The sequence below is a fragment of the Streptomyces sp. NPDC014889 genome (assembly GCF_043081205.1).
Lineage (GTDB): Bacteria > Actinomycetota > Actinomycetes > Streptomycetales > Streptomycetaceae > Streptomyces.
In genome coordinates, this window is the sequence record NZ_JBIBWH010000004.1 from 402,006 (window position 1) to 415,633 (window position 13,628).

12 protein-coding genes and 1 riboswitch are annotated in these 13,628 nt (G+C 68.9%); of the genes, 5 read left to right on the plus strand and 7 right to left on the minus strand.

Translation table 11 applies throughout. The annotated features are described in order from the left end of the window. Positions 1–24: 24 nt before the first annotated feature. The 3 genes from def (at position 25) to ACF09J_RS10665 (ending at position 3,433) form a co-directional block, all read left to right on the plus strand. The gene (gene def, locus ACF09J_RS10655; RefSeq protein ID WP_392305010.1) at positions 25–675 is read left to right on the plus strand and encodes a peptide deformylase; all 651 of its coding nucleotides are present in this window, start codon (positions 25–27) and stop codon (positions 673–675) included. A gap of 302 nt (positions 676–977) precedes the next feature. Further along, on the plus strand, positions 978–2,063 hold the full coding sequence (gene cyc1 / locus ACF09J_RS10660; RefSeq protein WP_392305011.1) for an epi-isozizaene synthase: 1,086 nt from the start codon (positions 978–980) through the stop codon (positions 2,061–2,063). Next, positions 2,060–3,433, plus strand: a complete 1,374-nt coding sequence (locus ACF09J_RS10665) for a cytochrome P450 (protein ID WP_392305012.1) — start codon at positions 2,060–2,062, stop codon at positions 3,431–3,433. The genes cyc1 and ACF09J_RS10665 overlap by 4 nt, the downstream gene beginning before the upstream one ends. Positions 3,434–3,449: 16 nt before the next feature. Here ACF09J_RS10665 and ACF09J_RS10670 read toward each other — a convergent pair whose 3' ends face one another. Continuing rightward, complete coding sequence (locus ACF09J_RS10670) at positions 3,450–4,415, minus strand: helix-turn-helix domain-containing protein (RefSeq protein ID WP_392305013.1); 966 nt, start codon at positions 4,413–4,415, stop codon at positions 3,450–3,452. A 93-nt stretch (positions 4,416–4,508) separates the two neighbouring features. Between ACF09J_RS10670 and ACF09J_RS10675 the strand changes: the two genes are divergently transcribed. Then, positions 4,509–4,772, plus strand: a complete 264-nt coding sequence (locus ACF09J_RS10675) for a hypothetical protein (RefSeq protein ID WP_392305014.1) — start codon at positions 4,509–4,511, stop codon at positions 4,770–4,772. Here the strand turns inward: ACF09J_RS10675 and ACF09J_RS10680 are convergent. The 6 genes from ACF09J_RS10680 to ACF09J_RS10705 form a co-directional block, all read right to left on the minus strand. Continuing rightward, the gene (locus ACF09J_RS10680; protein ID WP_392305015.1) at positions 4,685–5,698 is read right to left on the minus strand and encodes a ribonucleotide-diphosphate reductase subunit beta; all 1,014 of its coding nucleotides are present in this window, start codon (positions 5,696–5,698) and stop codon (positions 4,685–4,687) included. The two genes, ACF09J_RS10675 and ACF09J_RS10680, sit on opposite strands and share 88 nt — an antisense overlap. Then, the gene (locus ACF09J_RS10685) at positions 5,698–8,064 is read right to left on the minus strand and encodes a ribonucleoside-diphosphate reductase subunit alpha (protein WP_392305016.1); all 2,367 of its coding nucleotides are present in this window, start codon (positions 8,062–8,064) and stop codon (positions 5,698–5,700) included. The genes ACF09J_RS10680 and ACF09J_RS10685 overlap by 1 nt, the downstream gene beginning before the upstream one ends. Before the next feature lie 122 nt (positions 8,065–8,186). Then, positions 8,187–8,341, minus strand: a riboswitch (cobalamin riboswitch). A 45-nt stretch (positions 8,342–8,386) separates the two neighbouring features. After that, the gene (locus tag ACF09J_RS10690; protein WP_392305017.1) at positions 8,387–8,893 is read right to left on the minus strand and encodes a GNAT family N-acetyltransferase; all 507 of its coding nucleotides are present in this window, start codon (positions 8,891–8,893) and stop codon (positions 8,387–8,389) included. Between the two features lie 72 nt (positions 8,894–8,965). Beyond that, positions 8,966–10,582 carry a monocarboxylate uptake permease MctP gene (gene mctP / locus ACF09J_RS10695; RefSeq protein ID WP_392305018.1) on the minus strand — a complete coding sequence of 539 codons (1,617 nt, stop codon included), beginning with the start codon at positions 10,580–10,582 and terminating at the stop codon, positions 8,966–8,968. Next, a complete protein-coding gene (locus ACF09J_RS10700) occupies positions 10,579–10,893 on the minus strand; it encodes a DUF3311 domain-containing protein (RefSeq protein WP_392305019.1) in 315 nt (104 codons plus the stop codon). The genes mctP and ACF09J_RS10700 overlap by 4 nt, the downstream gene beginning before the upstream one ends. A 140-nt stretch (positions 10,894–11,033) precedes the next feature. Further along, a complete protein-coding gene (locus ACF09J_RS10705) occupies positions 11,034–11,798 on the minus strand; it encodes a GntR family transcriptional regulator (protein ID WP_225075507.1) in 765 nt (254 codons plus the stop codon). A gap of 463 nt (positions 11,799–12,261) precedes the next feature. On the opposite strand from ACF09J_RS10705, the gene ACF09J_RS10710 reads away from it, so the two are divergent. After that, positions 12,262–13,566 carry a sugar ABC transporter substrate-binding protein gene (locus ACF09J_RS10710; protein WP_392305020.1) on the plus strand — a complete coding sequence of 435 codons (1,305 nt, stop codon included), beginning with the start codon at positions 12,262–12,264 and terminating at the stop codon, positions 13,564–13,566. Positions 13,567–13,628 lie beyond the last annotated feature (62 nt).

Genomic DNA, 13,628 nt, shown 5'->3' on the forward strand with positions numbered 1-13,628 from the left:
TTGTCAGGAAGGCGTACGTCGGTCATGGCGCAGCAGGACACCGATCAGCAGCACGAGGGCGTGCTCCCCGTCGACGACGAGGGGTACGTCGTCGACTCGGAGGACTGCGAGGAGCGCGAGACGGCATGGCGTGAGCGCGGCACCTCCCGGCCCATCACGGTGGTCGGGAACCCTGTGCTGCACAAGGAGTGCAGGGACGTCACGGACTTCGGCGAGGAGCTCCAGCAGCTCGTCGCCGACATGTTCGCCAGCCAGCACACCGCCGAGGGCGTGGGCCTGGCCGCCAACCAGATCGGCGTGGACCTGAAGGTCTTCGTCTACGACTGCCCGGACGACGAGGGTGTCCGGCACGTGGGCGTCGTCTGCAACCCCCGGCTGGTCGAGCTGCCCGCCGAGCGGCGCCGCCTTGACGACAGCAACGAGGGCTGCCTGTCCGTGCCCACCGCCTACGCGCCGCTCGCCCGCCCCGACTACGCCGAGGTCACCGGGCAGGACGAGCAGGGCAACCCGGTCAAGGTGCGGGGCACCGGCTACTTCGCGCGGTGCCTCCAGCACGAGACGGACCACCTCTACGGCTACCTCTACATCGACCGGCTCTCCAAGCGCGAGCGCAAGGACGCGCTGCGGCAGATGGCCGAGAACGAGCCGCGCTATCCCGTGGTCGCCAACGACTGACCCGACAGCCGGGCTCAGCCCGCCCGTTGGGGCGCGAGGGGCCCGTGCGCACGGCGCCCGACCGGAACGTCCGGTCGGGCGCCGTACTTGTGTCCGCCGCCATTCGATCCTTTGTGCGCTTCTACTGATTCGTAATCAGTCACACAAGGGGAGATTCTCGGCATCCCGGGATGGTGAAGGGGGCAAATCCATTCCCAGAACGGTCAGTTGTGGTGCTGAATGGGGGTGCGGGGATACGCGACGGCGTGCGCCCGGCACGACGGAAGGGGTGCACGCCACCGGCGGCTGAGAGGGGTTTGTTCGTGCCAGCTTTCCCATACAGCACCACATCGACGACGACAGCGGTCCCAGTCCCACCATCGCTCGCACTTCAGGTGATCGAGTCCGGGTTTCCCAGGCAGTCGCACGGGTATTGGCCCCAACTCCAGGAGAAGACACGCGGCTGGCTGCTGGAAAAGCGGCTCATGTCGGCGGACAAGGTCGAGGAACACGCCGACAGCCTGTGCTACACCGACCTCATGGCGGGGTACTACATCGGCGCCCCCGACGAGGTGCTCCAGGCCATAGCGGACTTCAGCGCGTGGTTCTTCCTCTGGGACGATCGCCAGGACCGCGATGTCGTCCACGGCCGGCCCGCCGCCTGGGAACGGCTGTGCCGCGCGCTGCACACGGCCCTGGACTCCCCCCAGGACCACCTGCACCACCAGGACACCCTGGTCGCGGGGTTCGCGGACAGCGTGCTGCGGTTCTACTCGTTCCTGTCGGCCCGGTGGAACGCCCGCTTCGCGCGGCACTTCCACGCGGTGATCGACGCGTACGACCGGGAGTTCCGCAACCGCACCGAGGGCGTCGTGCCCACGGTCGAGGAATATCTCGCGCTGCGCCGCTTCACTTTCGCCCACTGGATCTGGACCGACCTTCTGGAGTCGAGCGCCGGCTGTGAACTCCCGGACGCCGTGAGGAAGAATCCCGCCTACCGGCGTCCGGCACTGCTCAGTCAGGAATTCGCCGCCTGGTACAACGATCTGTGCTCCCTGCCCAAGGAATTGGCGGGCGACGAGGTGCACAATCTCGGGATCAGTCTCGTCAAACACGACGGGCTGAGCCTGGAGGAGGCGATCGCGGACATGCGCGGGCGCATCGAGGAATGCGTATCCGGATTCCTGCTCGCGGAGCAGGCGGGATTACATTTCGCCGACGGCCTCGCGGACGGCACGGTGCGCGGAAAGGCACTGAGCGCCGCCGTACGGGCCTGTATCGGCAATATGCGGAACTGGTTCAGTTCCGTCTACTGGTTCCACCACGAGTCCGACCGGTACATGGTCGACAACTGGGAGGACCCGGCCACACCCCCGTACGTCGAAGACGAAGGGGCAGGTGGGAAATGACCGCCGAATCAGTGCAGTCGGAAACCCGGCACGACGCTCCCGGACCGCACGAGCCACCGGTGGCCGGGGGCGGGGTGCCGCTTCTCGGCCACGGTCTGAAACTGGTCCGCGATCCGCTGGCCTTCATGTCGCAACTGCGCGACCACGGAGACGTCGTACGGATCAAGCTCGGCCCGAAGACGGTGTACGCCGTCACCACGCCCGCCCTCACCGGGGCGTTGGCCCTCAGTCCCGACTACATCATCTCCGGCCCGCTGTGGGAGTCCCTGGAGGGCCTGGTCGGCAAGGAGGGGGTGGCCACCTCCAACGGCCCGCTGCATCGGCGCCAGCGCCGCACCATCCAGCCCGCCTTCCGGCTCGACGCCATCCCCGCCTACGGGCCGGTCATGGAGGAGGAGGCGCACGCGCTGACCGAGCGCTGGCAGCCCGGTCGGACCATCGACTGCGCCTCGGAGGCCTTCCGGATCGCCGTGCGCATCGCTGCCCGCTGCCTGCTGCGCGGCCAGTACATGGACGAGTGCGCCGACCGGCTGTGCGAGGCCCTGGCCACCGTCTTCCGCGGCATGTACCAGCGGATGGTGGTGCCGCTCGGGCCGCTGTACCGGCTGCCGCTGCCGGCCAACCGCGAATTCAACCGCGCGCTCGCCGATCTGCATCTCCTCGTCGACGAGATCATCGCCGAGCGCCGGGCATCCCGCCGGAATCCGGACGATTTGCTGACGGCATTGCTGACGGCGAAGGACGACAACGGCGACCCCATCGGGGAACAGGAGATCCACGACCAGGTGGTCGCGATACTCACCCCGGGCAGCGAAACGGTGGGCGCCACGATCATGTGGCTGCTCCGGGTGCTCGCGATACATCCGGAACACGGCGACCGGATCCGCGCGGAGGTTGAATCCGTGACCGGCGGCCGCTCCGTGGGATTCGACGACGTCCGCAGGCTCACGCACACCAACAATGTCATCGTGGAGACGATGCGTTTGCGTCCGGCCGTATGGGTATTGACGCGGCGGGCGGTGACCGAAACCGAACTCGGTGGGTATCGCATTCCGGCCGGGGCGGACATCATCTACAGTCCGTACGCGGTCCAGCGCGATCGGCGCTCGTATCCGGACAATCTGGAGTTCGACCCCGACCGTTGGCTTCCCGAACGCGCAAAGGACGTACCGAAATATGCCATGAGCCCGTTCGGCGTGGGTAACCGCAAGTGCCCAAGTGACCACTTCTCGATGGCACTTCTGAGTCTCTTCACCGCCGCGGTGGCGACGAGGTTCCGCTTCGAGGAGGTCCCCGAGTCCGACGGCACGCCACGGGTCGGTATCACCCTGCGCCCGCAGCGGATGCTGGTGCGGCCGGTGCTCAGGTGACCTGAGCGGCGCGCGTTCAGGCGGCCTGCGGGCCCCGGAACGCGCGCCGGTAGGCGTTCGGGGTGGTGTCCAGCGCCCGGACGAACTGGTGCCGCAGCGCCGCCGCGGTCCCGAACCCCGTACGGTCCGCGATCGTGTCCACGGTCTCGTCCGTCGCCTCCAGCAACCGCTGTGCCAGCAGCACGCGTTGGCGCAGGAGCCAGCGGTACGGCGTGGTGCCCGTCTCCTGCTGGAAGCGGCGGGCGAAGGTCCGCGGCGACATATGGGCGCGGGCGGCGAGCTGCTCGACGGTGACCTCCTGGTCCAGGTGCTCCTCCATCCAGACCAGCACCTCGCCGACCGTGTCGCAGGAGGACTTCGGCAGCGGCCGCTCCACGTACTGGGCCTGCCCGCCGTCGCGGTGCGGGGGCACCACCATCCGCCGGGCGATCCGGTTGGCGACCTCCGGGCCCTGCTCCTTGCGCACGATGTGCAGACAGGCGTCGATGCCGGAGGCGGTGCCGGCCGAGGTGATCACCGGGTCCGCGTCCACGTACAGCACGTCCGGCTCGACCATCGCCCGCGGGAAGCGCCGGGCCAGCTCGTCCGCGTGCCGCCAGTGCGCCGCGCAGCGCCGCCCGTCCAGCAGACCGGCGGCCCCCAGCACGAAGACGCCCGAGCAGACGCTGAGCACCCGCGCGCCCCGGTCCACGGCCCGGCGCAGGGCGTCGAGCAGCTCGGGCGGGTAGCCGCGCGAGGTGACGGCGTCGGCGGCCGGCACCGTGATCAGGTCGGCCTCCTCCAGGCGGTCAAGGCCGTGCGGGGTCCGCACCGTGAGCCCGGGGACATGGGTGCGCAGCTCCGGCCCCTCCGCGGAGACGACCGCGAAGTCGTACACCGGCAGGCCCTCGTCGCTCCGGTCGAGTCCGAACACCTCGCAGACCACGCCGAGCTCGAAGGGGTGCACTCCGTCCAGCAGCACGGTGGCCACGTTCTTCAGCATGGTTCCAGTGTGCCCCCGCGGTGGCAGGATTTTGAAGGTGTACGGCAGTCCTGCCACTCACGGTAAGGAGCTTCCGGCACCACAGTGGTGTCCATGAATACGACACAGCTGCAAGGCCTGATCTCGATGGTCGCCGTCCTGGGGCTCCTGGTCCTCATGGTCCTGCCGTCGGTGATCGGCATCGTCCACGACCGACGTGCCGACCGCCGGATCCGTCAGGCCCAGGAGGACCGGGAGGCCCAGGCGGCCAGGGAGAACCGCGACGAGACTCAGAAGTCCTCGTCCAGGTCGACGGTGCCCTCCACCGCCACCTGGTACGCCGACGGGCGGCGCTCGAAGAAGTTGGTCAGCTCCTGAACGCCCTGGAGCTCCATGAACGAGAAGGGGTTCTCGGAGCCGTACACCGGAGCGAAGCCGAGGCGCGTCAGGCGCTGGTCGGCGACGCACTCCAGGTACTGCCGCATCGACTCGGTGTTCATCCCCGGGAGGCCGTCGCCGCACAGGTCGCGCGCGAACTGGAGCTCGGCCTCGACGGCCTCCCGCAGCATGTCGGTGACCTGCTGCCGGAGGTCCGCGTCGAAGAGCTCCGGCTCCTCCTTGCGCACGGTGTCCACCACGTCGAAGGCGAAGGACATGTGCATCGTCTCGTCCCGGAACACCCAGTTGGTGCCGGTGGCCAGACCGTGCAGCAGGCCACGGCTGCGGAACCAGTAGACGTAGGCGAAGGCGCCGTAGAAGAACAGGCCCTCGATGCACGCGGCGAAGCAGATGAGGTTGAGCAGGAAGCGCCGGCGGTCCGCCTTCGTCTCCAGCCGGTCCAGCTTCTCCACCGAGTCCATCCACTTGAAGCAGAACTCGGCCTTCTCCCGGATGGAGGGGATGTTCTCCACCGCGGCGAAGGCGGCGGTGCGGTCCTCCGGGTCGGGGAGGTAGGTGTCGAGCAGCGTCAGATAGAACTGGACGTGCACGGCCTCCTCGAAGAGCTGGCGGGACAGGTACAGCCGCGCCTCGGGGGAGTTGATGTGCTTGTACAGCGTGAGCACCAGGTTGTTCGCCACGATCGAGTCACCGGTGGCGAAGAAGGCCACCAGCCGTCCGATCAGGTGCTGCTCGGCCGGGCTCAGCCTGGCCAGGTCGGCGACGTCCGAGTGGAGGTCGACCTCCTCCACGGTCCAGGTGTTCTTGATGGCGTCCCGGTAGCGCTCGTAGAAGTCCGGGTAGCGCATCGGACGGAGCGTCAGCTCGAAGCCGGGGTCGAGCAGGTTCTTGGTCTCGCTGGTCATTACTGGCAGGCCTCGCAGGACTCGGGGTTCTCAAGGGAGCAGGCGATCGCGTCGGCGTCCGGCGCCGCCTGCTGGAGGGGGACGGCGGCGGGAGCCTGGGCCCGGGCCGCGCGCGCGATCCGGGTCGCCGGGCGGGAGCGCAGGTAGTACGTCGTCTTCAGGCCCTGCTTCCAGGCGTAGGCGTACATCGAGGAGAGCTTGCCGATGGTCGGCGTCTCCAGGAACAGGTTCAGGGACTGGGACTGGTCCAGGAACGCGGTGCGGGCCGCGGCCATGTCGATCAGGCCGCGCTGCGGGATCTCCCACGCCGTGCGGTAGAGCGTGCGCACGTCCTCGGGGATCCAGGCGAAGTCCTGCACCGAGCCGTTGGCCTCGCGCAGCGCCTCGCGGGTGCGGGCGTCCCAGACGCCGAGCGCCTTCAGATCGTCCACCAGGTACGAGTTGACCTGGAGGAACTCCCCGGAGAGCGTCTCACGCTTGAAGAGGTTGGAGACCTGCGGCTCGATGCACTCGTACACGCCCGCGATGGAGGCGATGGTGGCGGTCGGGGCGATCGCGAGCAGCAGCGAGTTGCGCATGCCGACGGCGGCGATCCGCTCGCGCAGGGCCGCCCAGCGCTCCGGCCAGGTCAGCTCGACGTCGTAGTGGTCGGGGTGCAGCACGCCCCGGGCCGTGCGGGTCTTCTCCCACGCGGGCAGCGGGCCGCTGCGCTCGGCGAGGTCGGTGGACGCCTCGTACGCGGCGAGCATGATCCGCTCGGCGATCCGGGTGGACAGGGCCTTCGCCTGAGGGGAGTCGAAGGGCAGTCGCAGCTTGAAGAACACGTCCTGCAGGCCCATGGCGCCCAGGCCCACCGGCCGCCAGCGGGCGTTGGAGCGGCCCGCCTGCTCGGTCGGGTAGAAGTTGATGTCGACCACGCGGTCGAGGAAGGTGACGGCGGTGCGGACGGCCTCGTCCAGCCGCTCCCAGTCGATGTCCCCGCCGGCCACGAACGCGCCGAGGTTGACCGACCCCAGGTTGCACACCGCCGTCTCGCCGTCGTCGGTGACCTCCAGGATCTCCGTGCAGAGGTTGGAGGAGTGGACCACATGGCCCGCTTCCGCGGTCTGGTTGGCGGTGCGGTTGGCGGCGTCCTTGAAGGTCATCCAGCCGTTGCCGGTCTGCGCGAGCGTGCGCATCATGCGGCCGTACAGGTCACGGGCCGGCATGGTCTTGCGCGCCAGGCCCCGCGCCTCCGCGGCCCGGTACGCGGCGTCGAACTCCTCGCCCCACAGGTCGGTCAGCTCCGGCACGTCCGCGGGGGAGAACAGCGACCACTGCCCGTCCGCGTTCACCCGGCGCATGAACTCGTCCGGTACCCAGTGCGCGAGGTTGAGGTTGTGCGTCCGGCGGGCGTCCTCGCCGGTGTTGTCGCGCAGCTCCAGGAACTCCTCGATGTCCGAGTGCCAGGTCTCCAGGTAGACCGCGGCGGCGCCCTTGCGCCGGCCGCCCTGGTTCACGGCGGCCACCGAGGCGTCCAGGGTCTTCAGGAACGGCACGATGCCGTTGGAGTGCCCGTTGGTGCCGCGGATCAGCGAACCGCGGGAGCGGATGCGGGAGTACGCGATGCCGATGCCGCCGGCGTGCTTGGACAGACGGGCCACCTGGAGGTAGCGCTCGTAGATGGAGTCCAGCTCGTCCTTGGGGGAGTCGAGCAGGTAGCAGGACGACATCTGCGGGTGGCGCGTGCCGGAGTTGAACAGCGTGGGGGAGGAGGGCAGGTAGTCGAGCCGGCTCATCAGCCCGTAGAGCGCCTCGACCTCGTCGACGGACCGCGCGGTGTCGTCCTGCGCGAGACCGGCCGCGACCCGCAGCATGAAGTGCTGGGGCGTCTCGATCACCTTGCGGGTGATCGGGTGCCGCAGCAGGTACCGGCTGTGCAGGGTGCGCAGGCCGAAGTAGCCGAAGCGGTCGTCGGCGGCCCGGTCGATCAGCGCGTCCAGGCGGTCGGCGTGGGCGCGCACGAACTCAGCGGTCCGGTCGGCGATGAGGCCCTCGCGGTGGCCCACGGCGACCGAGTCGGTGAAGGAGGCGACGCCCTGGGAGGCGGCCTCGGCGCGGACGGCGAGGGTCAGCAGCCTGGCCGCCAGCCGGGAGTAGGCGGGGTCCTCCGAGATGAGCCCGGCGGCCGCCTCCGTGGCCAGCTCGCGCAACTCGGCCTCGTCGGCCCGCGCCGACCGGCCGCGCAGCGCGGCGGCGGCGACCCGGCCGGGGTCGGCGTCGGGGAGGTCGGCGGTCAGCTCGGTCAGGGTCCGCAGCAGTACGGCACCTGGCCCGTCGGTTTCCGTGGCGGTGACTGAAACCGGGTCGGCTGGCGCGATGGTCACGTGGAGCACTCCCTCGCTCGGCGCGGGGCCTCGCCGAGGGCAGGGGGCGGCACACGAGCGCACGCGGCGCCGCGTCCACCGGCCCATTCCACGAGGCCCGGACGTCAGGGCACCCGGACCGGACGGCCGGGCGCACTGTCGGCAGGTCCTCGGACTGACGCTCGTGGCGGGCCATGGGGGCATACGCGCACGAGTACACCGTTGCGGGACAGTTCCGGATTCGCACCGGATTCCCCTGCGGCGACAGTGAGCACGAGCATACATCTTGTGCTGAGCGAGTCGGGCACCCCCATATGTTGTGCCGCGTCGACTCCGGAGCGTGTCAGAATGTCAACTCGTAGGTGAGCAGCGTGATGTCGTCCAGGTGGGGGAGGGGGTTCCAGTCCCGGCCCGGTGTGCGGACGAAGCCCAGACGCTCGTAGATGCGGTGGGCGGTGTGCATGGAGCTCTGGGTGGACAGCACCATGCGGACACAGCCCTCCACGGCCCGTGCCCGGTCCGCACAGGCCCGTACGAGGGCCTCGCCGACGCCTCTGCCGCGCGCCGCGTGCGCGACCGCCAGCATCCGTATCTCGGTCTCCCCAAGGCCGGCGAGGTCGGCCATGGGGCCGGCGCCGGCGACGAAGGTCACCCCGCCGAGCACCTCCCCGTCCGCCACCGCCACCAGAACCTCGGCCGCGGCCGCCCGCTTGGCCACGTCCCGCAGCTCGTCGAGATACCCGTCGCTCTCACCGAAGTCCAGGAGCCCGTCCTGGAGGTAGGCCTGGGCGGTGATCTCACCGAGGATGCCGTACTCGCCGGGTTCGACCGGCCGGATCAGGAAGTCCATGGAGCCGAGTGTGCCGCACGGGCACGGCAGCGGGCCGCCGGATTTCTCCGGCGGCCCGCAGGATGCCCGGTGCTACTGCGGGGCCGCCGCCGTGGCCGGCGGGAGCTCCGCCTCGACGCCCGGGTCGCCGGCGTCCGCCGTGTAGTCCTCAGGACGGGTCTCGTCCACGCCCTGGGGCGCGTTGACCGCCCGCAGCACGAACGTCAGGAGCACCGCGACGACGGCGTTGAGCACGAACGCCGTCATGCCGATGTAGCCGATCTCGCCGATGCCCGGGATCTCCTTCGCCGAGCCGCCGAAGTGCTTCTGCCCCGACGTCGGCGAGGCGACCCCGTAGGCCGCGACCGTGCCGTAGACCATGCCGACCGCCCAGCCCGCCAGCAGCGCCCAGCGGTGGAACCAGCGGGTGAACAGGCCGCCGACCAGGGCCGGGAAGGTCTGCAGGATCCAGATGCCGCCGAGCAGCTGGAAGTTGATGGCGACCGTCTTGTCCATGGTCAGGACGAAGACCAGCGCGCCCACCTTCACGAGCAGCGACACGATCTTGGAGACCCGGGTCTCCTCCTTCGGCGTCGCCTGCGGGCGGATGAAGTCCTTGTAGATGTTGCGGGTGAACAGGTTCGCGGCGGCGATCGACATGATGGCCGCCGGCACCAGCGCGCCGATGGCGATCGCCGCGAAGGCCACGCCCGCGAACCAGTCCGGGAACATGTTCTCGAAGAGCTGCGGAATGGCGAGCTGGCCGTTCTTCACCTTCACACCCGCCGCGATCGCCATGAAGCCCAGCAGGGCGAGCAGGCCCAGCATCAGCGAGTACAGCGGCAGGATCGTGGTGTTGCGGCGGATCACCTCGCGGCTGCGCGAGGACAGCGTCGCGGTGATCGAGTGCGGATACATGAACAGCGCGAGCGCGGAGCCGAGGGCGAGCGTGGCGTACGTCCACTGGCCGGCCGCCGCCGGCACCAGGCCGCCCGAACCCGTCTCGGTGAACTTCTGGCCCGCCTTGGCGAACACCTCGCCGAAGCCGCCCAGTTTGATCGGGATGTAGATGATGGCCACCGCGATCACGATGTAGATCAGGGTGTCCTTAACGAAGGCGATCAGGGCGGGCGCGCGCAGCCCCGAGGAGTAGGTGTACGCGGCCAGCACACCGAAGGCGATCAGCAGCGGCAGGTCCTTCACGAACCAGTGGGTGCTCTCGCCGCCGCCCACGCCCATCACGTCCAGGACGGCCTGGATGCCGACCAGTTGGAGCGCGATGTACGGCATGGTCGCGAGGATGCCGGTGAGCGCCACCGCCAGCGACAGGCTCTTGGAGCCGAACCGGCCGCGGACGAAGTCCGAGGTGGTCACGTATCCGTGCCGGTGCGACACCGACCACAGCCGCGGCAGGAACGTGAAGATCAGCGGATACACCAGGATCGTGTACGGCACCGCGAAGAAGCCCGCCGCGCCCGTCGCGTAGACGGCGGCCGGCACGGCCACGAAGGTGTAGGCGGTGTACAGGTCGCCGCCGAGCAGGAACCAGGTCACCCAGGTGCCGAACGACCGCCCGCCCAGGCCCCATTCGTCCAGGCTGTGCTCGTTCTCGGCACGGCGCCAGCGCGCGGCCAGGAAGCCCATGACGGTGACGAGCAGGAAGAAGAAGATGCAGACGCCGAGCGCGACGCCGTTGACACCGTCCTTCACTTGACCGCACCCCCGTCCTCGACCGTCGCGGCGGAGGACGTGCCGGCGGAGGACGTCCCGGCGGTCCGGGAGGTCCCGGGGGCGCGCCGGTCACGCTGCCACAGCCGGTACGCGGTCATCGTCAAGGCCGCGGAGACGATTACCCACAGCATCTGGTACCAGTAGAAGAACGGGATCCCGATGAGGGCCGGGTCCTTCCTCGCGTACGAGCCCACCCACAGCAGCGCCACGAAGGGGGCGGCGAGGCAGAGGGCGATGGCGACCCGTAGGGGGGTCACCACCGCTCTGGTGGCTTCCGGGGCATTCGACATGTGGCGACTCCGTCCCCTAGCTGATCACCGAGCGTCCGTGCGGTGCGCAGGCAATCTAGATCACGGTGTCACGGGTGCGGAATCCCTCGTGCGCATGACGCCGCGGACCGCCACGAGATTCTTACTCCGTCACAAGACCCTTACTCCTGAGGGCGCTTGAGGCGGGCCACGAACTTGTAGCGGTCCCCGCGGTACACCGACCGCACCCACTCCACCGGACGGCCCTCGCGGTCCAGGGAGTGCCGGGAGAGCAGCAGCATCGGCAGGCCCACGTCGGTGCCGAGCAGGCCCGCCTCGCGCGGAGTGGCCAGCGAGGTCTCGATGGTCTCCTCGGCCTCGGCGAGATGGACGTCGTAGACCTCGGCGAGGGCGGTGTAGAGGGAGGTGTACTTCACCAGGCTGCGCCGCAGTGCCGGGAAGCGCTTGGCCGACAGGTGGGTGGTCTCGATGGCCATGGGCTCGCCGTTGGCCATGCGCAGCCGCTCGATGCGCAGCACCCGCCCCCCGGCGGTGATGTCGAGCAGTTCGGCCAGGCGGTCGTCGGCGGTGACGTAGCCGACGTCCAGGAGCTGCGAGGTCGGCTCCAGGCCCTGGGCGCGCATGTCCTCGGTGTAGGAGGTCAGTTGCAGTGCCTGGGAGACCTTCGGCTTGGCGACGAAGGTGCCCTTGCCCTGGATGCGTTCCAGCCGGCCCTCGACGACGAGCTCCTGGAGGGCCTGTCGCACCGTGGTGCGCGAGGTGTCGAACTCGGCGGCCAGGGTCCGCTCCGGCGGGACCGGAGTGCCGGGCGGCAGCGTCTGGGTGATGTCGAGCAGGTGCTTCTTCAGGCGGTAGTACTTGGGCACGCGCGCGGTACGGACGGTCGCCCCACCCTCGTTCTCCGCACTGCTGACGTCGGTGCTCATGCTCTGCCTTCCCGGCTCCTGTGCCGATGCGGCCGACGTCACGTCGGCCCCGGCTCACATCGTGGCACGGCTTCGCGCGCCGAGTGGTCACCCGTACGCTCCGTGATCTCCTCTGTATACCGTCGGGACTCCGGCTGGTCTAGTCCATCGCCCCCGTCAGGGCGGGTGGTCCACCTGGCCAGGGCGGCTCCGGGGCCGCGTACGGTCGTCACTGGTCCAGTGGAGCGCGGGCGTCCATTTTTGCCGGACGAACAATGAAAGGTCCCTGCATATCGCGGTCCCGTAACGGACCGTCTGAGCGGGTCGGCGCACTCTTGACAGCCCTATTGGTCTGGGCCAAGCTCCCCCTACTGGTCTACACCATTGGTCCAGGTCCCGGCCCCACGGGCGGTTACGCCGACGCTCGGATGTCGCTCAACCGCGGGGAGGCAGGGGGGTTTGTGGCATCCCTGAGGAGGGTGGCGTGAAGCGCAAGCTGGTAGCCGCGATCGGTATCGCGGGCATGATGGTCTCCATCGCGGCGTGTGGGGGTGGCAAGGGTGACGACGCGTCCAAGCAGGACCCCAAGGACCGCAAGGGCGAACTCACCGTCTGGCTCATGGTGGACGCCCAGAGCAGCTGGCCGGAGCTGGTCAAGCAGACGAACGACGACTTCAACAAGAAGTACCCCGGGGTCAAGGTCAACGTCCAGTACCAGCAGTGGGGGGACAAGACCAAGAAGCTCGACGCCGCCCTGTCCGGTGACAAGTTCCCCGACGTGGTCGAGCTCGGCAACACCGAGACGATGACCTACATCCTCAACGGTGCCCTCGGCGAGATCGACGCCAAGAAGTACGACAACTCGGACACGTGGATCGAGGGGCTCAAGGACACCTGCGCCTACGAGGGCAAGCTCTACTGCGTCCCGTACTACGCCGGTGCCCGCGTCGCCATCTACAACAAGGACATGTTCAAGGCCGGCACTGGGTCGGACCAGCTGCCGAAGACCGAGGACGAGCTGTTCAAGGCGCTCGACAAGGTCCAGGACAAGTACAAGAAGGACCGGGCCTTCTCCTCGCTGTACCTGCCGGGCCGCTACTGGTACGCCGCCATGTCCTACGTCGCCGCGTACGGCGGTCAGATCGCCACCTACGACGAGGGCGGCAAGGAGTGGAAAGCCGCCCTGTCCACGCCGGAGGCGCAGAAGGGCATCCAGCACTTCATCGACCTGGTCAAGAAGTACAACCACGGTGACCAGACCAAGGACGAGCAGGACCACGCCAACGTCATGGCCAACGAGAAGGCGGCCCTGATCTACGGCAACGGCTGGGAGGCCGGGAGCGTCGTCGACTCCAAGACGAACGGCAACCCGAAGCTGGACGGCAAGATCGCCACGGCGGGCATGCCCGGCCCGAACGGCAAGGCCCTGCCCTCCTTCATCGGTGGTTCCGACCTCGCCACGATCTCCAAGTCCAAGAACCAGGACCTGGCGCAGGACTGGATCTCGCTGTTCACCAGTGAGAAGTCCCAGGCCGTGCTGGTCGCGAAGGACATCCTGCCCAACAACACCAAGCAGCTGGAGCCGCTGAAGAGCAAGCCCGAGACGGCTCCGATCGCCAACGCGGTCCCCGACGCCTGGTTCACCCCGATCGCTCCCGGCTGGGCCGCGATCGAGAAGAAGCAGACGCTCCAGTTGATGCTGCTCGACATCCTCAAGGGCAAGTCGGTCGCAGATGCCACCAAGGCGGCGGACGCGGAGATCAACTCGCTGATCAACAAGGCCTCCTAACCGAGGTGCTCGACTTTCGTTGACTCCCGGTGCCTTGTCCGGCCGCCCGGCCGGACAAGGCC